Annotated in this window: 23 protein-coding genes; 17 read left to right on the top strand and 6 right to left on the bottom strand. The window is 41.7% G+C overall.

From position 1 onward, the window contains the following. Positions 1-218: 218 nt before the first annotated feature. On the bottom strand, positions 219-1,754 hold the full coding sequence (locus MMO42_RS03490; RefSeq protein ID WP_241319345.1) for an acetyl-CoA C-acetyltransferase: 1,536 nt from the start codon (positions 1,752-1,754) through the stop codon (positions 219-221). A 223-nt stretch (positions 1,755-1,977) separates the two neighbouring features. Between MMO42_RS03490 and MMO42_RS03485 the strand changes: the two genes are divergently transcribed. From MMO42_RS03485 to MMO42_RS03475, 3 genes are all read left to right on the top strand, one after another. After that, complete coding sequence (locus MMO42_RS03485) at positions 1,978-3,369, top strand: 3-oxoacyl-ACP reductase (protein WP_005293176.1); 1,392 nt, start codon at positions 1,978-1,980, stop codon at positions 3,367-3,369. A 65-nt stretch (positions 3,370-3,434) separates the two neighbouring features. Beyond that, positions 3,435-4,289 (top strand): MaoC/PaaZ C-terminal domain-containing protein, encoded by an 855-nt coding sequence (locus MMO42_RS03480; protein ID WP_241319344.1) that lies wholly within the window; start codon positions 3,435-3,437, stop codon positions 4,287-4,289. An 80-nt stretch (positions 4,290-4,369) separates the two neighbouring features. Next, the gene (locus tag MMO42_RS03475; protein WP_241319343.1) at positions 4,370-5,623 is read left to right on the top strand and encodes a beta-lactamase family protein; all 1,254 of its coding nucleotides are present in this window, start codon (positions 4,370-4,372) and stop codon (positions 5,621-5,623) included. On the opposite strand, the gene MMO42_RS03470 is transcribed toward MMO42_RS03475, so the two are convergent. Together MMO42_RS03470 and MMO42_RS03465 are read right to left on the bottom strand one after the other, a co-directional pair. Continuing rightward, positions 5,620-6,138, bottom strand: a complete 519-nt coding sequence (locus tag MMO42_RS03470) for a GNAT family N-acetyltransferase (RefSeq protein WP_241319342.1) — start codon at positions 6,136-6,138, stop codon at positions 5,620-5,622. The genes MMO42_RS03475 and MMO42_RS03470 overlap by 4 nt on opposite strands. Before the next feature lie 12 nt (positions 6,139-6,150). Continuing rightward, positions 6,151-6,735, bottom strand: a complete 585-nt coding sequence (locus tag MMO42_RS03465) for a TetR family transcriptional regulator (RefSeq protein WP_241319341.1) — start codon at positions 6,733-6,735, stop codon at positions 6,151-6,153. Between the two features lie 125 nt (positions 6,736-6,860). Here MMO42_RS03465 and MMO42_RS03460 point away from each other — a divergent pair, with 125 nt between their 5' ends. Further along, positions 6,861-8,351 carry an MFS transporter gene (locus MMO42_RS03460; RefSeq protein WP_241319340.1) on the top strand — a complete coding sequence of 497 codons (1,491 nt, stop codon included), beginning with the start codon at positions 6,861-6,863 and terminating at the stop codon, positions 8,349-8,351. 42 nt (positions 8,352-8,393) lie between these two features. On the opposite strand, the gene MMO42_RS03455 is transcribed toward MMO42_RS03460, so the two are convergent. Further along, entirely contained in the window at positions 8,394-8,987 is a 594-nt protein-coding gene (locus MMO42_RS03455) for a Maf family nucleotide pyrophosphatase (protein WP_241319339.1), read from the bottom strand. Further along, on the bottom strand, positions 8,987-9,370 hold the full coding sequence (locus tag MMO42_RS03450; RefSeq protein ID WP_004653014.1) for a DUF2237 domain-containing protein: 384 nt from the start codon (positions 9,368-9,370) through the stop codon (positions 8,987-8,989). Before MMO42_RS03450 ends, MMO42_RS03455 begins: the two co-directional genes overlap by 1 nt. A 139-nt stretch (positions 9,371-9,509) precedes the next feature. Between MMO42_RS03450 and MMO42_RS03445 the strand changes: the two genes are divergently transcribed. Both MMO42_RS03445 and MMO42_RS03440 read left to right on the top strand, forming a co-directional pair. Next, the gene (locus MMO42_RS03445; RefSeq protein WP_005293193.1) at positions 9,510-10,697 is read left to right on the top strand and encodes a phosphoglycerate kinase; all 1,188 of its coding nucleotides are present in this window, start codon (positions 9,510-9,512) and stop codon (positions 10,695-10,697) included. A gap of 154 nt (positions 10,698-10,851) precedes the next feature. Continuing rightward, the gene (locus tag MMO42_RS03440) at positions 10,852-11,097 is read left to right on the top strand and encodes a hypothetical protein (protein ID WP_241319338.1); all 246 of its coding nucleotides are present in this window, start codon (positions 10,852-10,854) and stop codon (positions 11,095-11,097) included. A gap of 48 nt (positions 11,098-11,145) precedes the next feature. Here the strand turns inward: MMO42_RS03440 and MMO42_RS03435 are convergent, their stop codons facing one another. Beyond that, complete coding sequence (locus MMO42_RS03435; protein ID WP_241319337.1) at positions 11,146-11,529, bottom strand: hypothetical protein; 384 nt, start codon at positions 11,527-11,529, stop codon at positions 11,146-11,148. Between the two features lie 254 nt (positions 11,530-11,783). Here MMO42_RS03435 and MMO42_RS03430 point away from each other — a divergent pair, with 254 nt between their 5' ends. The 11 genes from MMO42_RS03430 (at position 11,784) to MMO42_RS03380 (ending at position 22,725) form a co-directional block, all read left to right on the top strand. Then, positions 11,784-12,362, top strand: coding sequence for a nitroreductase (locus tag MMO42_RS03430; protein WP_241319336.1), 579 nt, complete (start codon positions 11,784-11,786; stop codon positions 12,360-12,362). A 47-nt stretch (positions 12,363-12,409) separates the two neighbouring features. After that, the gene (locus MMO42_RS03425; protein ID WP_004807911.1) at positions 12,410-13,483 is read left to right on the top strand and encodes an NAD(P)H-dependent glycerol-3-phosphate dehydrogenase; all 1,074 of its coding nucleotides are present in this window, start codon (positions 12,410-12,412) and stop codon (positions 13,481-13,483) included. A gap of 57 nt (positions 13,484-13,540) precedes the next feature. Further along, a complete protein-coding gene (gene sixA / locus MMO42_RS03420; protein WP_241319335.1) occupies positions 13,541-13,996 on the top strand; it encodes a phosphohistidine phosphatase SixA in 456 nt (151 codons plus the stop codon). Between the two features lie 40 nt (positions 13,997-14,036). Beyond that, complete coding sequence (gene gspL, locus MMO42_RS03415; RefSeq protein ID WP_241319334.1) at positions 14,037-15,176, top strand: type II secretion system protein GspL; 1,140 nt, start codon at positions 14,037-14,039, stop codon at positions 15,174-15,176. Next, positions 15,176-15,655, top strand: a complete 480-nt coding sequence (gspM, locus tag MMO42_RS03410) for a type II secretion system protein GspM (protein WP_005293212.1) — start codon at positions 15,176-15,178, stop codon at positions 15,653-15,655. Before gspL ends, gspM begins: the two co-directional genes overlap by 1 nt. A gap of 88 nt (positions 15,656-15,743) precedes the next feature. After that, positions 15,744-16,751 carry a quinone-dependent dihydroorotate dehydrogenase gene (locus tag MMO42_RS03405; protein ID WP_241319584.1) on the top strand — a complete coding sequence of 336 codons (1,008 nt, stop codon included), beginning with the start codon at positions 15,744-15,746 and terminating at the stop codon, positions 16,749-16,751. A 1-nt stretch (position 16,752) separates the two neighbouring features. Further along, positions 16,753-17,346 carry a CvpA family protein gene (locus MMO42_RS03400; RefSeq protein ID WP_171553244.1) on the top strand — a complete coding sequence of 198 codons (594 nt, stop codon included), beginning with the start codon at positions 16,753-16,755 and terminating at the stop codon, positions 17,344-17,346. A 24-nt stretch (positions 17,347-17,370) separates the two neighbouring features. Beyond that, positions 17,371-18,909 (top strand): amidophosphoribosyltransferase, encoded by a 1,539-nt coding sequence (gene purF / locus MMO42_RS03395; protein ID WP_241319333.1) that lies wholly within the window; start codon positions 17,371-17,373, stop codon positions 18,907-18,909. Positions 18,910-19,009: 100 nt separating this feature from the next. After that, a complete protein-coding gene (locus tag MMO42_RS03390; protein ID WP_171067392.1) occupies positions 19,010-20,899 on the top strand; it encodes a M48 family metalloprotease in 1,890 nt (629 codons plus the stop codon). Between the two features lie 127 nt (positions 20,900-21,026). Then, on the top strand, positions 21,027-21,827 hold the full coding sequence (locus MMO42_RS03385) for an undecaprenyl-diphosphate phosphatase (protein WP_005293224.1): 801 nt from the start codon (positions 21,027-21,029) through the stop codon (positions 21,825-21,827). Positions 21,828-21,927: 100 nt separating this feature from the next. Next, positions 21,928-22,725 carry a PaaX family transcriptional regulator C-terminal domain-containing protein gene (locus tag MMO42_RS03380; protein ID WP_241319332.1) on the top strand — a complete coding sequence of 266 codons (798 nt, stop codon included), beginning with the start codon at positions 21,928-21,930 and terminating at the stop codon, positions 22,723-22,725. Positions 22,726-22,771 lie beyond the last annotated feature (46 nt).

Here is a 22,771-nt window from a genome sequence, read left to right as displayed (position 1 = left end):
TAGAGATAAAAATTACGGAAAATCCTTGCCCAGCTTTAGTCACTGTTCATAAACTGATGCTATGTCCGTGTTACCTTAGTTCAATGGGTAATATCCATGCGGCCAATAACAATTGTCAATCAAAGTTTAAATTTAGATGGGTGAATTTTTTGTAGTTTTAAATGTAAAAAAGAGACTAAATCCAAAGATTTAATCCCTTTTTTTGATCAGGTTGGAGATTATTTTTCAATAATCGCCGTTACACCTTGACCACCAGCAGCACAGATCGAAACAAGGATACGACCTGAACCTTTTTGATTTAAGATTTTTGCAGCAGTTGCGATGATACGACCACCAGTTGCAGCAAATGGGTGACCCGCAGCTAATGAAGAACCTTTGATGTTTAGCTTGCTACGATCAATTGAACCTAAAGGTGCATCTAAGCCTAAACGCTCTTTACAGAATTTTTCATCTTCCCAAGCTTTCAAGGTAGAAAGAACTTGTGATGCAAATGCTTCGTGAATTTCATAGTAGTCGAAATCTTGAAGTTTAAGGCCAGCACGCTCAAGCATACGTGGGACTGCATAAGCAGGGGCCATCAATAAGCCTTCTTTTTTGCCAACGAAATCAACCGCAGCAGTTTCAGAGAAAGTGAGGTATGCAAGCACTTCGTGACCATTTGCTTTAGCCCATTCTTCTGAAGCTAAAAGAACACATGAAGCACCATCAGTTAACGGGGTAGAGTTACCCGCTGTCATGGTTGCAGCTTCGCCTTTACCAAATGCAGGCTTTAATTTTGCTAATTTCTCAGCAGTAGAGTCCGCACGTAAGTTGTTATCACGGCTTAAACCTAAGAATGGCGTGATTAAGTCATCGAAGAAACCTTCTTCGTATGCTTTTGCCATTTTTTGGTGAGAAGATGCAGCTAAAGCGTCTTGATCTTCACGTGCAATACCCCATTCAAGCGCAGTGATTGCTTGATGGTCACCCATTGATAAACCAGTACGTGGTTCACCATTTTTAGGCGCATCCATAAGATCTTTTACATTGATTTTCGCTAAAGCTTTTAAACGGTCTTTACCCGTTTTTGCAATGTTAAGCTCAAGGAGTGCTTTACGTAAGCCATCACCGAAAGCGATTGGTGCATCAGAAGTGGTATCAACACCACCAGCAACACCCACTTCGATTTGACCTAAAGCGATTTTGTTTGCAACCAAGAACGCTGCTTGTAAGCCAGTACCACATGCTTGCTGAATGTCATAAGCAGGTGTTTCTGGTGCAAGTTGAGTATTTAAAACACACTCACGTGTCATGTTGAAGTCACGGCTGTGCTTTAATACCGCACCCGCAACCACTTCACCTAGGCGTTGACCTTGCAGGTTGAAGCGCTCAACCAAACCGTTTAACGCCGCCGTAAACATGTCGATGTTAGAAGCTGTGAAATAAGCGCCGTTAGAGCGAGCGAAAGGAATACGGTTACCGCCGATAATGGCAACACGGCGCACAGTGTTTTGGCTCATGGTTTTATCCTGTTGAACAGAAGGTTTGGTTGTTTTAGCTGTAGCTGCTTTCGTCGTTGTAGAAGAAGCAGTACTTTTTGTACCACTCGTACTGCGACTTGGTGTACGTGTACGAGTTGTTTTTTGTGTCGTACTTGCTGCTTTAGAAGTTGTGCTTGCAGTTTTACGTGAAGTAGAAGCTGCTTTTGATGTATTTGACACAGTCTCAGTAGCAGAAGTCTCGACTGCTGGATTTTCTTGAGTTGTTTTGCTCATAAGGCTTTTCCAAGCATAATTGCGATATTCTTGGTACAAACATACCATATTTCCAATACTGCTGTATTGACTAGAATGACGCTTGAGACCACATTCGGGTCAAGACATCTAGACATGAACTCAAGTATGATTTGCTATGAGTCAATCAGACATTGATTTCATGCCATATCCCAACATGATTCATGTGTTTGTAACAAATTCATTTGTATGAGAGATAATAACCATGACTGATCAATACCAAGCATTTACACAATCACCTTTAGGTAAATTTGTTGTAAAAAATTTAGGTTTACCGTCGCCAGTTTCGCTAGATCGTTTTGAAAGTGCTCAACCTGTTGTGAATGGTGCGGTATTGCTTGGCGCAGCACCTTCAAGTACGGTTTCTGCTGCGATTGCTCAAGTTTTGAGTAATATTCATGCCGATAGCTATGTTGGCAATAATGTTGAATTGCAACAAACTGCTGCAAAAGTAGGTTTAAATCTTCGTCCTCTTAATGCAGATGACAAAGAATCTAAATTTAAAGCGGTTGTATTTGATGCTTCTGGTATTCAAGATTCTGAACAGTTAAAAGAGTTGTATAACTTCTTTAATCCAATCGCACGCCAAATCTCAAGTTCAGGTCGTGTGATCGTGATTGGTACCACACCTGAAACTGCCAAAACAGTAAAACAAGCGATTGCACAACGTGCACTTGAAGGTTTTATCAAGTCTGTTGGTAAAGAATTCAAAAAAGGTATTACTGCACAAGTGGTCTATGTTGATCAAGGTGCGGAAGCAAACCTTGAATCAACTTTGCGTTTCTTGATTTCTCCACGTTCTGCTTATGTATCAGGTCAGGTGATCCGTGTTTCTAAAGCAGATGTGCTTGATTTGGACTGGGCGAAGCCACTTGCGGGTAAAACAGCATTAGTGACTGGTGCGAGCCGTGGTATCGGTGAAGCGATTGCTCATGTATTGGCGCGTGATGGTGCACATGTTATTTGCTTAGATGTTCCACAACAACAAGCCGATCTTGAGCGTGTTGCTGGTTCAATTGGTGGTTCAGTATTGGCAATTGACATTACTGCTGCTGATGCGGGTGAAAAAATTAAAACTGCCGCAGCAAAACAAGGTGGTGTAGACGTTATTGTTCATAACGCTGGAATTACCCGTGACAAAACTTTGGCAAACATGAAACCAGAGCTTTGGGATCTTGTAATTAACATTAACTTGTCTGCAATTGAGCGTGTTAACGATTACTTACTTTCTAATGATGGTTTAAATGCAAATGGCCGTATCGTTTGTGTATCATCAATCAGTGGTATCGCGGGCAACCTCGGTCAAACCAACTATGCGGTGTCAAAAGCAGGTGTGATTGGTTTGGTTAAATTTACTGCGCCGACATTAAAGAATGGTATTACCATCAATGCTGTTGCACCTGGTTTCATCGAAACACAAATGACTGCTGCGATTCCATTCGCGATCCGTGAAGCAGGTCGTCGTATGAACTCAATGAACCAAGGTGGTTTACCTGTAGATGTGGCAGAAGCAATTGCTTGGTACGCGTCAACGGGTTCAACTGGTGTAACTGGTAACGTTGTTCGTGTCTGCGGTCAAAGCTTGTTAGGTGCGTAAGCATTAGGGTTTTGAAGAGGGGTGCTTGTGCATCCCTTTTTTATAAAAATATTGAAAGGTTTATTATGAATACACGTCATTTTAGTCAATTGCCAAAACCTTATTTAGCTTATCCAAAAGTCATTCAAGGTCTCATTTTCAAAAAGCCAAAAGGTGAGAAGGTCCTGCCACAAGTTGAATATGTGGTGGATACACTTAAGATTGATAGCAAACATTTAGAAAGCTATAACGAGATTTGTGGTTTTAAAAATGATGGTTTCGTGCCTGCAATTTATTTAGCGGTTCTGTCTCAAAGTCTGCAAATGCATATGATGACCAGCGAAGCTTTCCCATTTGCGATCTTGGGCTTGGTGCATATTCGTAATCAGATCAAGCAAACACGCAAAATTGCTGTGAATGAACAAATTACGCTGTCTTGTAAGTTTGGTGAGTTGAAACCACACGACAAGGGTTTACAGTTTGATTTCATTACCACTGCGAAAGTTGCAGGTGAAGTCGTCATGGAAAGTTTAACGACGTATTTATCGCGTCAAAAAACTGAGAAAAAAGCGACTGAGAAAGTGAAAGATACGCAAGAACCTGCTTATCAACCACAAGCAGAATGGGCGATTTCTGAAAATACAGGTCGTCGTTATGCGGTGATTTCTGGTGACTTCAACTTGATCCATATTCATGCTGTGACTGCAAAAGCATTTGGCTTTAAACAGGCGATTGCACATGGGATGTGGAGCAAGGCAAAAGCTTTGGCGAGCATTGAGCTCCCAGCAGCTTATGAAGCAGATGTTTGGTTCAAACTGCCAATGTATTTACCTTCAACGGTCGAGTTTTTAACTGCGGCTGAATCAAAGCAAACAGATTTCTTAATCCGTAATGTGAAATCTAAAAAGCCGCATGTCGCTGGTACAGTAAAAGCACTTTAATACGTTAGTATTTGTTAAATCATCCCTGTTGTTCGCAACAGGGATATTATAAAAACATAAATATCATAAGGAATTGAGCTTTGATTAAAGAAATTCTATTTGCTGATACACATCATTATCACGGCAGTGTTGATGAACGCTTTATAGACTTGGCTAGCCAATTCAGCCGTCTACAAGATGCGCGGAGCCAGCAAGGTGGTGCTGCATTGGTGGTGTATTTCCAAGGTCAAAAAGTTGTTGATATTTTTACGGGTAAAAAATCTCAAGAAGAAGATTGGCAAGCCAATACCTTGGCGATGTGTTATTCAACTGGTAAAGGTATTCTAGCAACACTTGCGCATATTTTGGTGAGTGAGGGGTTACTTGAGTACGATCAGCCCATTGCACATTACTGGCCTGAGTTCACTCAAAACGGCAAAGCCAATATTACGTTACGACATGTTTTATCGCATCAAAGTGGCTTGTTTGATATCCGTAATATGATTGATGCTGCGACAGAAATGCTGGATTGGTCGCACATGCTGGATGTCGTTGCAGCAGCAACACCACGTTTTGCAGCTGGACAAAGTTTTGCCTATCAGCCTTTGACTTATGGTTGGATTTTGGGTGGTGTGATTGAGAAAGCAGCGAAGCAGCCTTTAAGTTGGTTAATGCAACGTTATCTTGTACAGCCTCTTGAACTGGGTGGGGCATACTTTGGAACGCCTGCTTCAGAATTAGATCGCGTTGCACGTTTATTGTTAAAACCCAAAGCGCCTACCTCAACTAAACCTCAAACCAAGAAAAATAATCAACCACGTAAAGCATCTTTATCAGAACGGTTATTAGAGCTTTCAGGTCAAAACCCACAGGATTTTCAGGATGCTATGATCCCAAAGGGGATGCGTAATTTTAGCTTCTACAGCGATGAAGGATTACAAGCCGTTATTCCAGCAGCCAATGGTGTATTTACTGCAGATAGTTTGGCTAAAGTATATGCGATGCTGGCCAATCAAGGGCAATGGCAGGGGCAACAACTCATTCTTCCAGAAGTATTTAAGCAACTCAGTATGGTACAAAGCAAAGCGCGTGATCGCGTGATGCCAATTCCAATGCATTGGCGATTGGGCTATCACCGTATTCTCACCATGGGCAAACGTGCACCACATGGCTTTGGTCATGTTGGCTTTAATGGTTCAGGTGCTTGGTGTGATTTTGATCGTGAACTGAGTTTTGCTTATACCCATAATTTTAACGTAACCTCGGCAACAGGGGATTATCGTTTGTGGGGCTTAAGTCAGGAAACGCTTCGCTGTGCAGATGAAATATTAACCGGTCGCAAAGGCTGGTTTTAATTCGTATTATCTTGATAGGGCGGAATGTGATAAATCACGGCCTCATATTTCCGCTCAGTTTTGTATCCTGCAACAGTCCCTCCTAAAAATTCAGCCAGTTTACGACTCGGCTGATTTTCGATGGCAACAGGATATAAAAAATATTGGGCCGAGATATGGGCAGAAGCCCAACGGAAAACTTCTAAGATGGCTTCTTTAGCAAAGCCTTGTTGGTGAAAGTCTTCTCGAATCCATAATCCTAACTCGGGCGTTGCGGTATCTAAATGATGGATGCCAATTAAGCCAATAAAGACCTGATCGCGTTTATCACGTAACACAAAATGGCGATCCGTATGGTTGCTTTCTGCAATTAGCCATGTTTGCCCAATCTGTTCGATTTCTGCAAAGCTTTGAGCAGGCTCCCATGCCATATAACGCGTTAAAGTTGTGGTGACGCAAGGATAGATGTCAACAAGATCATCCATCTGAAATGGAAATAAATCCAGTCTAGGACTCTGTAATAATGCTTGTTTCATTGTTTGCTCTTTTTACTTTTTAAACAATTCTGCCTGAATAATGGCTTCGGTATGGCGTTTAAAATCGTTTTCATTTAAGCCAATGAGTCCTAGTTTGTAAATCCCTTCTAAGCCGCAGACAAATGCAATCAGTCGCCATGCGATATCGTGGCTGTTCGTCTCAAAATGAAATTCACCTTGTGCTTGACCTTCATCAATCATACGTACAATAGAGCAGTGCCAGTCTTGCATGGCGATATTGTAGGCCAGCTTTATTTCTTCATCTTGATCAATCAGAACTTCAGCTTCATTCCACAACCTTAAATAAGGCTGGATTTGCTCAATGTTTTCGCAACCGAGTAATAGGGAAAGGCGCTGTAAATAGTTGGCTGTCGTGACCTGTTTTTCAATTTCGTCCAGTTGTTGCATCAGTTTAATAAAAGCTTCGGCTTTTAAATGTGAGTTAGAGGCAAAATGATGATGGACTTGTCCTGTCGAGGTTTGGGCTTCGGTGGCAATACGGCGAACCGTCATCGCAGAGAAACCTTCGTTTAGAGCGACCTGCATTGCAGCTTGTAAAATCATTTCACGACGTTGTTCACGGTTTAAATAAGCCATTCTTTTTAGCACCTATCAGGACATACAAATCAGAAACAAATTAACTCAACTTTGAAAGTTGGACAAATGTTCAATTTTGGTTATAATAACGCCAATTTGAACAATTGTCCAATTTAGAGGCATTTATGTCACGCAAGTGGTTAATTCTTGCAATCGTTGTACTGATTTACCTTCCTGTATCAATTGATGCAACCGTTTTACATGTAGCGACCCCAACGTTAAGTGAGTCACTTTCATTATCTGCAAATGAGTTATTGTGGATTATTGATATCTACTCCTTGGTCATGGCTGGTCTGATTTTGCCGATGGGTGCATTGGGAGATCGTATCGGCTTTAAAAAGTTAATGATTATTGGTGGTATTTTATTTGGCCTAGCGTCGTTGGCAGCTGCATTTTCTTCTACCGCATATGCCTTGATTGGTTCCCGTGCTTTATTGGCAGTGGGTGCAGCCATGATTCTGCCTGCCACTTTATCTGCAGTTCGAAATACCTTTCTTGATGAAAAGCAACGCAACTTTGCCCTAGGTGTTTGGGCAACTGTTGGTGGTGGTGGTGCAGCATTTGGCCCATTGCTGGGTGGTTTCTTATTGGAACATTTCCATTGGGGCGCTGTATTCCTGATCAATGTGCCCATCATGTTGGCTGTATTGACTTTAACTGTATTTGTGATTCCAAAGCAGGCAGGGCAGCCGAAGCAAAATCTTAACTTGCTACAGGCCATCGTATTGGTGGTTGCTATCCTGAGTATGATCTATGCGATTAAAACCGTGATGCATGGTTTTAGCATCTGGTCGGTTTTGATCTTTGCAGTGGGTTTTAGTTTGTTGCTTGGCTTTATTCGTACACAGCTCACTTCAACGTCTCCAATGATTGATATTCAGTTATTCAAACATCCGGTGATTGCGACAGGCGTGGTGATGGCGATTGTATCCATGATGGCCTTGGTCGGATTCGAGTTGCTGATTTCACAAGAATTGCAATTTGTTTATCAACTTTCACCATTGGCAGCAGGGGCATTCATTTTACCGTTCATGGTTGCGATTAGTTTAGGTGGTCCAATCGCCAGTATGCTGGTCAACCGTTTCGGACTACGTTCGGTTGCTTCATTTGGTATGTTGATGAGTGCTGTAAGTCTGTGGGGCTTGGCAAATACCGACTTTATGCAGGCGCAGATGCAAGCATGGGGCTGGATGGTTGTGTTGGGCCTTAGTGTGGAAATTGCTTTACTGGCTTCAACCTCTGCAATTATGTCTTCAGTACCGCCAAGTAAAGCCACGGCAGCAGGTGCGATTGAGGGAATGGCGTATGAGTTGGGGGCAGGTTTAGGAATTGCCTTTTTCGGTCTGATGTTGTCATGGTTTTATGCCAACTCGATTGTGGTGCCAACCGATGTGCCGCATCGTATTATTGAACAGGTGAGCAGTTCGATTGGTGAGGCGGTTCAAGCTGCCAAGCAATTACAGCCAGTGATTGCTGAGCATGTGATTGAAGTTGCGAAACAGGCTTTTAGCCAATCGCATCGTTCAGTGTTGAATGTGGCAGCCTTGTTATTCTTGATCTTGTCGATTTTCATTTGGTTTGCTTTACCAAAGAGAGTCACGGTGGTTGAGGAATAATGGCTTACCCTGATCTAAATTGAGTTTAGGTCAGGGTATTTTTTAAGGAACACTGATTTCAAACTGACGTAGGATCTTACACAGTTGAATCATCGGCAAGCCCATCAAGGTAGTTTGATCATCACCAAGCATTTTTTCAAATAAGCTAATGCCCAAGCTTTCACATTTAAAGCTGCCCGCACAATGCAAGGGTTGGTCAATCTCAATGTAGCGCTCAATTTCTGCCAATGTGAGCTGACGAAATTTAACTTGGTAATGTTCAACCAATGTGGTTTCAAAGCCAGATTGCAAATGTTGAACACTGAGAGCTGTACTGAAAAACACGATTTGACCCGAATTTGCCTGTAATTGCTGAATGGCATTTTCAACGCTTAAAGGTTTACCAATAAAGTCATACGGAGCATATTCACGCCAAGCCACCTGATCGGAACCAATCACAATGGCATCTGGATGTTGTTCCGCAATAACACGGGCTTTTTCATGGGCCAGTCGTTTAGCCAGATCATCAGCATGTAATTCACCTGTTGCTGATTCATCAATATCAGGGGAAATACAGCGATAATCCAAGCTCAAACGATTCATGAGATCTTTACGGGTTTGGCTGCTGGATGCCAAAATCAATTCAGGTTGACGCATTACACCGCATATTCCACAAGGATATTGAGAGGCACGTAATGCAGCACGGCATTGTGGCAGGCATTCAACTTAATAGGAGGAGCTTGTCCTGCTTGATAAGCTTCAACCCAACGGGTTACACAGATACACCAGAAGTCACCTGGTTTGAGGCCAGGGAAACCCACTTCGGGTAAAGGGGTAATCAAGTCGTTGCCGACTTTTTGAGAGAAATTTAAGAACTCTGAAGTCATTTGTGCACACATCGTATGCTGACCTAAATCGGTGACCGCCGTATGGCAAAAGCCATTACGAAAATACCCAGTGATTGGGTCATAACAACAGCTGGCTAAAGGTTCGCCAAGGACGTTTAAACGGTTAATTTTTGGATCTGGATGAATTGACATAATAATAGAAAGATTTAGTGACGGTGATTATCATAATCAAAACTGAAGCTTTCGGCAGCTTTTCTGCAAAAAAACTCACCTTTATTTCAGAGAATCATTTAAAATTACGCCGTTTTTAAAATCAACTAGAGAGCCATCCATGAATTTTCAGCGCATGACTGATCTTGATTTAGCAGGTAAACGTGTCCTTATTCGTGAAGACTTAAACGTTCCTGTAAAAAATGGGGAAATTACCAGTGATGCACGTTTACGTGCTGCATTGCCAACAATTAAAGCTGCTTTAGAAAAAGGTGCGGCAGTGATGGTATTTTCTCATCTGGGTCGTCCTGTAGAAGGTGAGCCAAAACCAGAACAATCACTTGCACCGGTTGCTGCTTATTTGAGCAAGGCGTTGGGTCAAGATGTTAAATTATTCACAGATTATTTAGATGGCGTTGAAGTGGCTGCGGGTCAAGTTGTGTTACTTGAAAACGTTCGTTTCAACCACGGCGAAAAGAAAAATAACCCAGAACTTGCGAAGAAATATGCTGCACTTTGTGACGTATTCGTTATGGATGCATTTGGTACAGCACACCGTGCAGAAGCGTCTACTGAAGGTGCAGCACGTTTTGCCCCAATCGCTGCTGCGGGTCCTTTATTGGCCGCTGAGTTAGATGCGCTTGGCCGTGCGATGCAAACCCCAGAAAAACCAATGGTGGCGATTGTTGCAGGCTCTAAAGTTTCAACTAAACTTGATGTATTAACTTCATTGTCTACAATCTGCGACCAATTGATCGTGGGTGGTGGTATTGCCAATACCTTCTTGGCTGCTGCTGGTTTCAATGTTGGTAAATCACTTTACGAAGCTGATTTGATTGAAACGGCAAAACAAATTGCTGCAAAAGTCAGTGTTCCATTGCCAACAGACGTTGTGGTGGCAGATGCAAGCCAAATCAACTTTGAAGATTTCCTTGGCTCATTGGCAAGTGCACAAGCCGTTGTAAAAAATGTTGCTGATGTGACTGACACCGATATGATTTTAGATGTTGGTCCTGAAACAGCTAAAGCATTTGCAGACATCTTAAAATCGTCAAAAACAATTCTTTGGAATGGCCCAGTGGGTGTGTTTGAAGTAGATCAATTCGGTGAAGGAACCAAAACACTTTCTTTAGCGATTGCTGAATCTGCTGGTTTCTCGATTGCAGGTGGTGGTGACACATTGGCTGCGATTGATAAATACCAAGTTGCTGATCAAATTGGTTATATCTCAACGGGTGGTGGGGCATTCTTAGAGTTTGTAGAAGGCAAAACTTTACCAGCGGTTGCGGTATTGCTTGAGCGTGCTTAACCAAGATTTAATCTGCTGATTAATCAAATAAATACCCAAAAAGAGTCGATTTAAATCGGCTCTTTTTACTTTTGTACAACGTTACAGTCATGAAAATGTCATATATCTGAAATATGCTTGTCATAAGTTAACCAAGTAACTGTGGAAAGCCGTGATGAAATTTAAATTAACCCTTGCCGCTCTAATTATTGCTCCAATCATGCTGACTGCATGTGCAAAGAAAGAAGAAGCGAAAAATGCTGAACAGCAAGATCAAGCAGCTTCTGCTGTATCAACACAGACGACCCCAGAGCAACAAGCCGCGATTGATGCGATTGATAAGCCAAATGTAGATGAAAATAATACTGATGTTGCAGAACATGCTGCTGCTTCAGAGGTTGCTGCGAGCGAAGCTAACTAAGCGATCTAGAAAATAAAAGCCGATGTTTGAACATCGGCTTTTTTATGTTTAAGCGTTGGCTTTGCAGTAGAACGTCAGTGTGGTTTGATAATCATCATCACGGGCGAGTGAGGCATTTTTGCCAGTGAAGGTACCAATTACACCTGCGGCAGCTTCAACCATTTTTCCAGTTTGCTCATCCACCACACCTTTGAGTACGCCTTGATATGCAGTTTTGTCATCAACTACGACAGGAGAGGTGTTGCGGGTACAGGTTTTTTGTGCAGCTGTAACGGCATTGTTTTTTGCAATCAGACTGGTTTTACCCACACCTGTCACTTCGTATTGATTGTTTTCTTTTTGAATGGCCAAGGTGTTGGTTGGTGTTGATGCACACGCTGTTAGGCCAAGGGCTAAACCGCCGAATAAACTCACGATTAAAGTTTTTTTCATTGCTTGTTCTCAAGTTGCTGCTTAATTGTATTATTCGAACATAGAATTTCGCATCGGTTTTGCAGGTTCTGTACAGTTTGTGCAGAGACTCTGTTAATTTTTTCAGATGAATGATGGGCTTAGCAACTCTGGTATTTTCGAGTTGTTAACGAAATCCAATATAGACATCTGAGACAAGCATGAATTAAGCATAGTGGAAATCATTCAGATTATGCTAATCTAGCGCCATCCTTGTGTTAGTTAGATTCATTTCAATGACGGACTCAAAAATAGAGACAATTCATCAAAATATTCATCAACGTCAATCTATTGGGCAATTAATTGAGCCAGCGCCGAATACAGAACAACTCGAAAAAGCAGTACAAGCTGCATTGACCGCACCTGATCATCATCGTTTAAAACCTACTCGTTTCGTCATCATCACGCCTGAGCAACGCGCAGCTTTTGGTGAGCATTTGGCGAGTGCTTTAGCAGATTTGGGTGAAACAGATCCAGCACAACTTGATCGGGTGAAACAGCATCCTTTCCGTGCACCTTTGCTGGTTTTAGCTTTAACGACTCTTCAAGATCATCCTAAAGTTCCACATTTTGAACAGATTTTAAGTACAGGTGCAGCAATTCAAAACTTTTTGCTATCTTTGCAGGCCCAAGGTTTTGCAACGATGTGGCGTTCTGGTGCCGTGGTGGAGTCAAACTGGTTAAAACAACAGTTAGGTTTAAAACAGCAAGATTTAATTTCAGGTATTATTTATATCGGAACTGCAGCCAAGCTAATCGCTCCACGAGCAGAAATAGACAGCCAAGATTTTGTAAAAGTATGGCAAGCAACCTAAGCTTTGTTTTGCGTGATTAAAGAAAGAAATTCGTTTCAGGATAAAAAATGACAGAGTTAAATTTTAGCGATTTAGTTGAGCCAGTTGCCGTAGATCAGAAAACAGCACTCAGAATTACGGTATTGGGCGGTGGTAGTTTTGGCACGGCCATGGCAAATTTAGCGACGAGAAATGGTTGCGATACCATGATCTGGATTCGTGATGCCGCTGTTGCCGAAGAAATTAATCAAACGCATATCAATAAACGCTATTTACCTGATTATCCATTGGAACCTGCATTGCGTGCAGTGGCTGACTTAGAATTGGCAGTACGTGATCGTGACATCATTTTGGTGGCGATTCCAAGCCATTCTTTCCGTGATGTGCTTAAACAGATTGCGCCGTTTATTACTTCTCAGGCTGTGGTTTCATTGACCAAAGGGATTGAAGCAAAAACCTTTAGTTTTATGAGCGATATTATTCGCACAGAATTGCCAGAAGTACCGTACGGTGTTTTATCTGGTCCAAACCTTGCCAAAGAAATTATGGCAGGTATGCCTTCGGGAACGGTCATTGCCAGTGAATCAGAACTGGTCCGTTATGCAGTGCAACATGCGCTACACAGTGCTTTGTTCCGTGTGTTTGGCAGCGACGATGTGCATGGTGTGGAATTGGGGGGTGCCTTAAAAAATATCTATGCAGTTGCAATGGGTATGGGCGGTGCATATAAGATTGGTGAAAATACCAAAAGTATGATTCTAACCCGTGCTTTGGCTGAAATGAGTCGTTTTGCAGTGAAGCAGGGTGCAAACCCATTAACTTTCTTGGGTCTATCGGGTGTGGGCGATTTATTCGCAACCTGTAACAGTCCATTAAGTCGTAACTATCAGATTGGCTTTGCATTGGGTTCAGGGAAAACACTGGATCAGGCGACCAAAGAGCTGGGTCAGACCGCAGAAGGGATCAATACGATTGTACAGGTTCGAACCAAAGCGGAAGAACTGGATGTGTATATGCCAATTACCAATGCACTGTATGATGTGATTTTTGAAGGTGCTCCACCTATGACAATCGCATTGTCTTTGATGAAGAATGGCCATCGTAGTGATGTTGAGTTTGTTTTACCGCATCATGAAGTCTAATCAAAAAACTGTCATCTATTCGCGTTATGATACAGCTATAAAAAATAAGGTCGTTTTATGCAGTTAACTTTAGTTCGTCACGGTGAAGCCTCTCCAGCCATCAATCGAAACGATATGCAGCGTCCATTGACGGTGCGTGGACACCAACAAGCGGAGCAAACAGGGCATTTCTTAAAAGATGTGATTCAGCCTGAAATCTTTGTGGTGAGTCCGTTATTACGAGCTCAGGAAACATTGGCACATATCAAAGCACATTTTCACGGTATTCCTGTGTTAATTTGCGATAAGATTAAACCCGATGATGATGCCAAAGATGCGATCGAGTGGTTGTCAAAACTGCCTTATGAGTCAATTGCAGTGGTCTGTCATATGAATGTTGTGGCACATATTGCCGAACAACTGACCCATGAAAACTTTAATCCATTTGCATTGGCAGAAGCACGTATTTATGATCAAGCTGTGATCGCAAATGGGTTGTCGACACAAAACAATCGTTTTACACCAACATTATAATTTTTATATATCCGCGTAAGGATAAGGGTACTGAACACCGATGCTGTATTTATGGATGCCCGAAACCAATGGAACATGGTATTGGTCGGCTGGGGAAAATTGGTTGCAGGCAGATAGTCTTGAACAGTTGATTCAAGACATGCACGAGCATCATGGAAAAGAGGCTATGGTTTATTTCCCAAGCCGAAATGCACAATTATTACAACAAACAATGACCAAAGCGCATTACAAGCAATTGGGACAAGAGGGTGTTAAATACCTCTTGGAAGAGTTTGTCACCTTGCCGATTGATCACATGAAGGTTGTACATCATTTCCAAAATGATCAACTGAATATTTTGGGTGTTGCACAATCTACGATCGAAACATGGCAGCATGCCTTGAGTTTGTTGCCCATCCAGATTGTGGCCTTTTTACCAGACTTCTTGATCTTACCTGAGCCAGAACCGAATCAAGTCGTGTTGGTCAATCTTTATGATCATTTATTAGTGAGAGAAAATACATGGACAGGTAACTCTGTTGATGATTTAGGATTGTTCTTGGAGTTTCAGGCTGCAGAAACACAGTATAAATTTGCCAATCTGAATGTCAGCCAGTTAGATCGTCTCGCAACTGCATCGAGTAAAGATGAGCGAACTGAATTCAGTTATCAATTTGAACAATTATTAAGACCGAAGCAGCATCCATTTAATGTTCTGCCGAAATCAAAAAATGCCGAAGTACAATGGTCTGGCTATTGGAAGGCGGCAGCTGCCGTACTGTTGGCGGTGATCGTCGTGCAATTGGGTTATGACGCGTTACGGTGGTCAAAACTGAAAAACGTGGCGGACCAAACAGCCAGCCAAGCGATTGAGCAATATAAGTATTGGTTTGGTGAAAATAGTCGTGTCACCGAGCAAAATATTAAGAGTCAGTTTGAAAGCCAGTTGCGTATGAGTCAACTAGGGGATACACAAGCACTTTCGCTATTAAGCCGTGTCGGACCAATTTTGATGCAAAAACAGATTGTTGCCCAACAGGTCAGTTATGATGCCTCTGTATTGGCGATGTCTCTTAAAGCAAAATCTGCGGATGATTTACAAGGATTAACTCAACAATTAAACCAACAAGGTTTCCAAGCTGAATTGGGTAATGTTCAGGCAGATACTGTTGGCGCTATTGGGGTGGTAAAAGTAAAATAATGAAAGCATTCACACGATTACAAAATAGCTTTGATCAGAAAATTGAAGCGTTAAATGAATATTTACAAGGCTTGTCTGTACGTGAACGGGTGATGGTTATTTTCACCACCATTTTTGTCATTGTTACGGTTATTGGTTTTGCTTTGTGGAAAACGCATGCATTGGCAGATCAACAACAAAAACGGTTAAATGAATTAAAAGATTTAACGGTGTGGATGCAGAGTAATGCAGCCACGATGAAGCCTGCAAATGATGTGGGATTGACCGCAGCAGATAAAATACAGCGAACGGCCCAACAGCAAGGTTTAGCAGTTTCTTCACAACAAAATGGTGAGCAGATTCAGCTTGTTGCAGAACATCAGAATTATGCTGTGTTGGCTAATTTTTTGATGCAATTGTCTCAAATGGGGATCAGTATCCAGAAAATGGATATGGTCTCTAACAATAATCAGATTAAATTAACTGCAACAGTACAGTAAGCCATTAAAAACCCTATGTCAGGCATGGTGTTTTGATACGCCTATGCCTATAATATGCCTACTTGAAAATCAGTAGACTGTGATTGGTATGTTATATTCATTGGCTCGCCCTTTGTTGTTTACTTTAGCGCCAGAGCGTGCACATGAACTGACGCTCTCTATGCTAGATAAGGCCCATAAACTCGGCTTTATGCATCAGAAAGTTGCTGCAAAACCTGTGAGCTGTATGGGAATTGAATTCCCAAATCCTGTCGGTCTTGCCGCTGGCTTGGATAAAAATGGCGCGCATATTGATGCTTTAGCAGCATTGGGTTTTGGTTTTATCGAGATTGGAACCATTACACCGCGTCCACAAGCAGGCAACCCTCAACCACGTTTATTCCGTATTCCTCAAGCAAAAGCGATTATTAACCGTATGGGGTTTAATAATGATGGCGTGGATAAGCTGATTGAAAATGTAAAAGCTGCAAAGTTTAAGGGTGTTTTGGGAATCAATATCGGCAAAAATGCGGATACACCTGTTGAAGATGCAGTTTCAGATTATCTTATCTGCCTAGAAAAAGTTTATAATTACGCATCTTATATTACTGTTAATATTTCCTCACCAAATACTAAAAACTTACGTAGTTTACAAAGCGGTGATGCACTGACCGAGTTGCTGCAAACTTTAAAACAGCGTCAGCTCGAACTGGCAAACCAATATAATCATTATGTTCCACTGGTTCTTAAAGTCGCACCTGATTTAACCGCAGAAGATATTCAATTTATTGCCGCACAATTACTGCAATTCAAGATTGATGGTTTGATCGTGACCAATACGACATTAGGACGTGATGGGGTTGAAAACCTACCGAATGGAAATGAGGCAGGTGGATTATCTGGCGCGCCAGTGTTTGAAAAGAGTACAGAATGTTTAGCTCAGTTTGCTAAAGTACTGGCGGGTCAAATTCCATTGATTGGCGTAGGCGGCATTTTGGCGGGTGAACAGGCGATTGCAAAACAACAAGCAGGTGCGAGCTTGGTACAAGTTTATAGTGGTCTCATTTATACGGGTCCAACACTGGTCAAAGACTGTGTTGATGCGATGACTGTGTGAAATGAACACACTTGATATCATCATTCTGGTCATCTTGCTCATTGGAGGGCTGAACGGTTTGCGTCAAGGATTTATCAAAGCCTTTGCGAACTTGATCGGATGGATATTCGCATTGATCGTTGGGGCAAAATACGCTGTGGTGTTGGCACCTGCGATGAGCAGTCTAAGCCAAGACCCCGTTGTGCAAAAAATTGCAGCCTTTGCCTTTATTGTATTGATCATTGTGGTGTGTACATGGATTGTGTCTGCATTACTGAATGGGCTCTTGAAAAGTCTGAAATTGGGCCCATTAAATCGTTTAGCAGGTGGTGCATTTGGTTCCCTCAAAGGACTGCTGATTGTACTGATCACAATGCAGGGTTTAGGGCCTTGGGTTGAGAGTTCACCGCACTGGAAACAGTCTAAATTTGTACAAATTTTATTACCTTACGCACCTTTGGCAAGCGAATTGTCCAAAGATGCAGCAAATCAAGCTTTAAATCAAATGACATCAGAAGGCGCGTTATTACATCGCCCTTCGACCGAAATGGACCAGTCAGAACGTGCTTCAGTGGATGAGCGTTCTGATCATTCGACGAAAAATCCTTTTTATTAATCGCTAGCTTGTCGCGAGGTTGCTATGTGTGGAGTTGTTGGGATAGCCGGTAAATCACCAGTGAACCAAATGTTATTTGATGCCTTAACGATGCTGCAACATCGAGGACAAGATGCTGCAGGGATCGTAACCTGCCATCAAGGGCGTTTATTCCTCCGCAAAGATAACGGTATGGTACGTGATGTATTCCATACGCGTCATATGCGTGCATTGCTTGGTAACTATGGGATCGGACATGTCCGTTATCCAACCGCAGGTTCATCAAGCAGCGCTGAAGCGCAACCATTTTATGTGAACTCACCTTATGGCATTACCCTTGCGCATAATGGTAACTTGACCAACGCTGCCGAAATTCATGATGACCTGTTCAAAACAGATTTGCGTCATATGAATACCGATTCTGACTCTGAAGTTCTACTCAATGTGTTTGCACATGAGTTACAGAAGATCGGAACTTTAAACCCAAGCCCAGATGATATTTTCCACACCGTATCTCGCGTGCACGAACGCTGTAAAGGTGCTTATGGCGTTGTAGCAATGATCACAGGTCATGGCTTAGTCGGTTTCCGTGATCCAAACGGGATTCGTCCTTTGATTTATGGTTCTCGCGAAACTGAACAAGGTGTTGAATATATTATTGCATCTGAATCGGTTGCGATTACGGCACTCGGTTTTAAAGTTGAGCGTGATATTGCACCGGGCGAAGCGATTTTTATTGATTCAGAGGGGCAGTTGTTTACCAAGCAGTGCGCTGTGAATCCTGAATATCGTCCATGTATTTTTGAATATGTGTATTTTGCTCGTCCAGATGCCATTATTGATGGAATTTCAGTATATAAAGCCCGTTTAAAAATGGGTGAAAAACTGGCTTACAAAATCTTGAAAGAATGGGGTGAGCAGCACGATATTGATGTTGTGATTCCAATTCCTGATACCAGTCGTACTTCAGCATTAGAGCTGGCAAATATCTTAGGTGTGAAATTCCGTGAAGGTTTTATGAAAAACCGCTATATCGGACGTACCTTCATTATGCCAGGTCAGCAACAACGTAAAAAATCAGTACGTCAAAAGTTGAACCCTGTAGAACTTGAGTTTAAAGGCAAGAATGTTCTATTGGTCGATGACTCGATTGTCCGTGGTACCACATGTAACGAAATTATCCAGATGGCACGTGATTCTGGTGCGAAGAAAGTATTCTTTGCTTCTGCTGCGCCAATGGTGAAATATCCAAATGTGTATGGTATTGATATGCCCGCGAAGGCTGAACTGATTGCATCGGGCCGTACAGTTGAAGAAATCCGTGAAAATATTGGTGCAGACCGTTTGGTTTTCCAAGACTTGGACGATTTGAAAAATGCAGTTCGTACCAGCAAAGTGCCAGATTTAACTGAATTTGACTGTTCAGTCTTTGATGGTATTTATGTGGCGGGTGGAATTGATCAGGCATATCTTGCTGAGCTTGAGCAGAAACGTAGTGACTCTGCAAAAAAACAGGCGGATGGCTACATTGATGTGAATATTGATGCAGCGTCGGTAGATCTAACTGGGATTAAAGAAGAGTAATCATCTTAATCTATAGAAAAGCGGGAATTTCCCGCTTTTTTATTTTATGATAGTGGGTACGAGAAACTTAACTGAAACAATGTAATCAGGAAAACTTACATTGAAAGAAATGAGCCATTATTTAATTGAAAATAAGAATATTGCATGGTCAGTCAGTTTCTGTCTTATCGCAATGTTATTAACGGTCTTTATTCTCAATTTAATTTTGGGTTTGGTCGTTCATTTCTTTGATTATACCCAACCAATTTGGTGGCACGTTCTTAGTCCTTACTTCATTGTCGTGCTTGTTTTGGTTCTGTTTTGGTCTGTAGGTGCGGAGTTGTATGTGTTACGTGAGGGCGGGCACTCACTGGCAAAGCAGTTAAAAGCAAGACGTTTGGTTTTTGACGAAAGTACACCTGAAGAAAGCACCGCATTAAAAGTTGTAGATCAGGTTGCTAAAAGTTTTAATATTGATACCCCCGCAGTCTATGTGTTACCTGATGAGGTCGGGGTAAATGCGTTAACGGCTGGCTTTAGATCACAAGATATTGCAATTATTCTGACGTGGGGCGCACTGCAAAATCTGGATGAACTGGAGCTTTATGGCTTACTTAGTTATGAGTTTAATCAAATTTTATCTGGCGAAGCGGTTGAAAATACCAAACTTAAAATTTTATATAGCGGCTTGACCACCTTTAGTCAGTGGGGCAGTAAACTTGCTCAAGCAGGCTATAATCCTTATGCAACGTCTTACCGAAATAAGTTTGAGACCATCTTTGTTGCAATTGGTGGAGTGATTTGGCTGATTGGTAGTTTGGGTATTTTAATTACACGTTGTATTAAATATCTCACCTTGAGTGGTCGAACTTTGCGTAATGATCTCAAGACCATGCGTTTGATGAACAACAATGCCAATGTCCAAACCTTATTACGGATTTATGTGCACCATTCGGGTTCTCAGATTCACAGTGCTTACTCTGAATCGATTTCGCATATGTGTTTTGCCAATTCACTGAGCCCACAAAGCTGGATGAATATTCATCCGAGTATCAAAGAACGAATTTACGAATTAAACCCCACCTTGTTGCAAGATCTACAATTAGAAAATCTACGCAAGCTGCGCAACCGACCATTGTTCAGTTTATTCCGTTCTTTGGAAGAAGAAAGTGCGGATATCACCATGCCGTGGAGTTCACCTCAGCCATTACCTTTATTGCGTTTATCGCCGATCAGTTTTGCGTTAAATGATGCAATCAAACCGCTTAATCCAGAAATTCGTAAGAATAAAAAGCGGCCTGAATTGATTCAGCGAGCGATGCAGACGGCGACAGGTTCGCGTGAAGTAATGGTTGCGATTTTAATGATTCGTCAATATCGTGAATTTATTCCACAAGAAGCACCTGTGAGTCATGCGATTGTGGATGCATTATTAAATCTGGATGGTCGTATTCATGTGCAGATTTTCCATGATGCCTGTAAAAATATTGGGCATATGCCAACCAGTATTGCACGTCAGTTCTTAACCAAGCTGGCTTGCATTATTCAAGAAGACGGGGAAGTTGGTTTACTGGATGCATTATTATTGGAACGTGTGAAGCAGGAACTGAATTTAATGCCTGCACATCTACCCGCAGCATTTGAAGATGTGAAATCTCAGATTGTCCATTTGATTGATGCATTACTGCATGTGCAGCAGATTAATAGCCCGAACCAGTTGGAAGTGCGTGAACGCATTTTACAGATGCTTTTAACTGAAGATGAAATGCAAACTTATGCAGACATTTCAGATGAGCCATTGGACTTGGCAGAAATTTTAAATGATGTCTCTGGGTTATTGTTACGTGACCGTCTTAACATCTTGTCTATTGCAGAAAGATGCCTCTGGAATGATCGGATTATTACCCAAGATGAGTTGGATGTTCTGGAGCTTTTGTATTGGCGCTTAGGTTTTGACACCCATGAAGTGGTTGAGCAAATGCAGAAGAAAAACAGTCTGATGATTATTTAAGAGCCATTGCTGTATTGCTTTGAATCTTTTTGTGAAAACGTTACCTGACAATCACATAAAATGCTTAGATTTCAGGGTAAGCTTGCCATTTATTTTTATTCTTGTATTACGTACTTTTGAGTAATTTATGGAACATATTGAAATTTTAAAAGCCTTGTTTTTAGGCTTTATTGAGGGTCTTACCGAATTCTTACCCATTTCAAGCACGGGTCATTTGATTTTATTTGGTCATATGATCGACTTTCATTCAGATGATGGTCGTGTTTTTGAAGTTGTTATTCAGCTTGGTGCAATTTTGGCTGTGTGCTGGTTGTACCGTCAAAAGATTTTTGACTTGGTCAAAGGTTTCTTTAGTGGAGATGCAGAAGCTCGGCATTTTGCTTTTAGTGTCTTACTCGCTTTTATTCCAGCAGTCGTGATTGGTATTTTCGCGGTTGATTTTATCAAGAGTGTTTTATTCAGCCCGCTTGTGGTAGCCGTTGCTTTAATTGTGGGTGGTTTGATTATCTTTTGGGTTGAGTCGAAGAATTTTGACCATAAAACCACAGATGCGACCAAGATCACTTATAAGCAAGCATTCTTGGTCGGTTGTGCGCAATGTGTCGCGATGATTCCTGGGACTTCACGTTCAGGCGCAACCATTGTGGGGGGGATGTTCTCTGGGTTGTCTCGTAAAGCTGCAACGGAATTTTCATTCTTCTTGGCAATGCCGACGATGTTGGGTGCGGCAGTGTTTGATTTGGCGCGTAATGCGGATGTATTGACGCAAGACAATATGATGAATATTGCTGTTGGTTTTGTCGCAGCCTTTATTTCTGCATTATTGGTGGTTAGTGCCTTAGTCAAGTTTGTGGAACGCCATACCTTACGAGTATTTGCTTGGTACCGCATCGTACTCGGTATCATTCTGTTATTCGTCTTTTTATAAGAATAAAAACATCTCCCTTTTGGCACATGCGAAAAGGGAGATTCTCAGTTAAAATTCCTGTTCTTTATTTTAAATCCTTCATATCTGGTTCGATAGCACAATGACAATAGCGAAAATGAATGCTCGAGACTTAATTATTGATTTGCTGTTAGGGCTTCAAGGTCGAGCGATTTCAATTAAACAAATCATTATTGCGGCACGGCTTTTTGAAATCAGTGAAAACAGTATTCGTGTTGCTGTAACACGTTTATCCAGTGATGGGGTGATTGAAGCCATTGAGCGTGGTGTATATCAATTTACTGAGCAGTCGCATGAATGGGCAAATGTCATGTTGAATCGTAAGCATGGCATTAAGCAAACCAAAGCATGGGTGCATCAATATCTGGCTGTTTTTACCGGTGAGTTGGGACGTGTTGATCGTACTGCATTAAATCGTCGTGAAAGGGCCTTAAAGCATTTTGGTTTTAAAGAATTAGAACAAGGAATTTATATTCGTCCTGATAATTTGGTGATTACATTTGATCAGCTTATTTCAGAGTTAAAAGCTTCGGGCTTGGAAAATAATGCCAAGATCTGTCAAATTAGCCATTTTGATGCAGATACTTTGGCGGCAATTCCATTACTTTGGTCCACTCAAACCTTAAATCAAAACTACGAAAAATATAGTCAAATGATTCAAAAATGGTTGTCGACTGCCGATCAGCTCAGCTTAGAAGATGCAGCGCGGGAATCTTTATTGTTGGGACGACAAACCATTTCGTTACTCATGAATGATCCATTGTTGCCAGAAGGTTTTGTCGATGTGCAGCTTCGCGAACAATTTGCGCAAAGTGTGCAACAGTTAGATCAAACAGGTTTGGACTCTTGGCAGAAATTTTATGAAAGCAGTATCGAGTAAATGTTCATTACAAATATTACAATAAATTAAATTTTAATTTATTGAC

This window comes from Acinetobacter sp. ANC 3882 (genome assembly GCF_022549545.1).
Classification (GTDB): domain Bacteria; phylum Pseudomonadota; class Gammaproteobacteria; order Pseudomonadales; family Moraxellaceae; genus Acinetobacter.
This window is presented reverse-complemented; position numbering and strand designations above follow the sequence as displayed.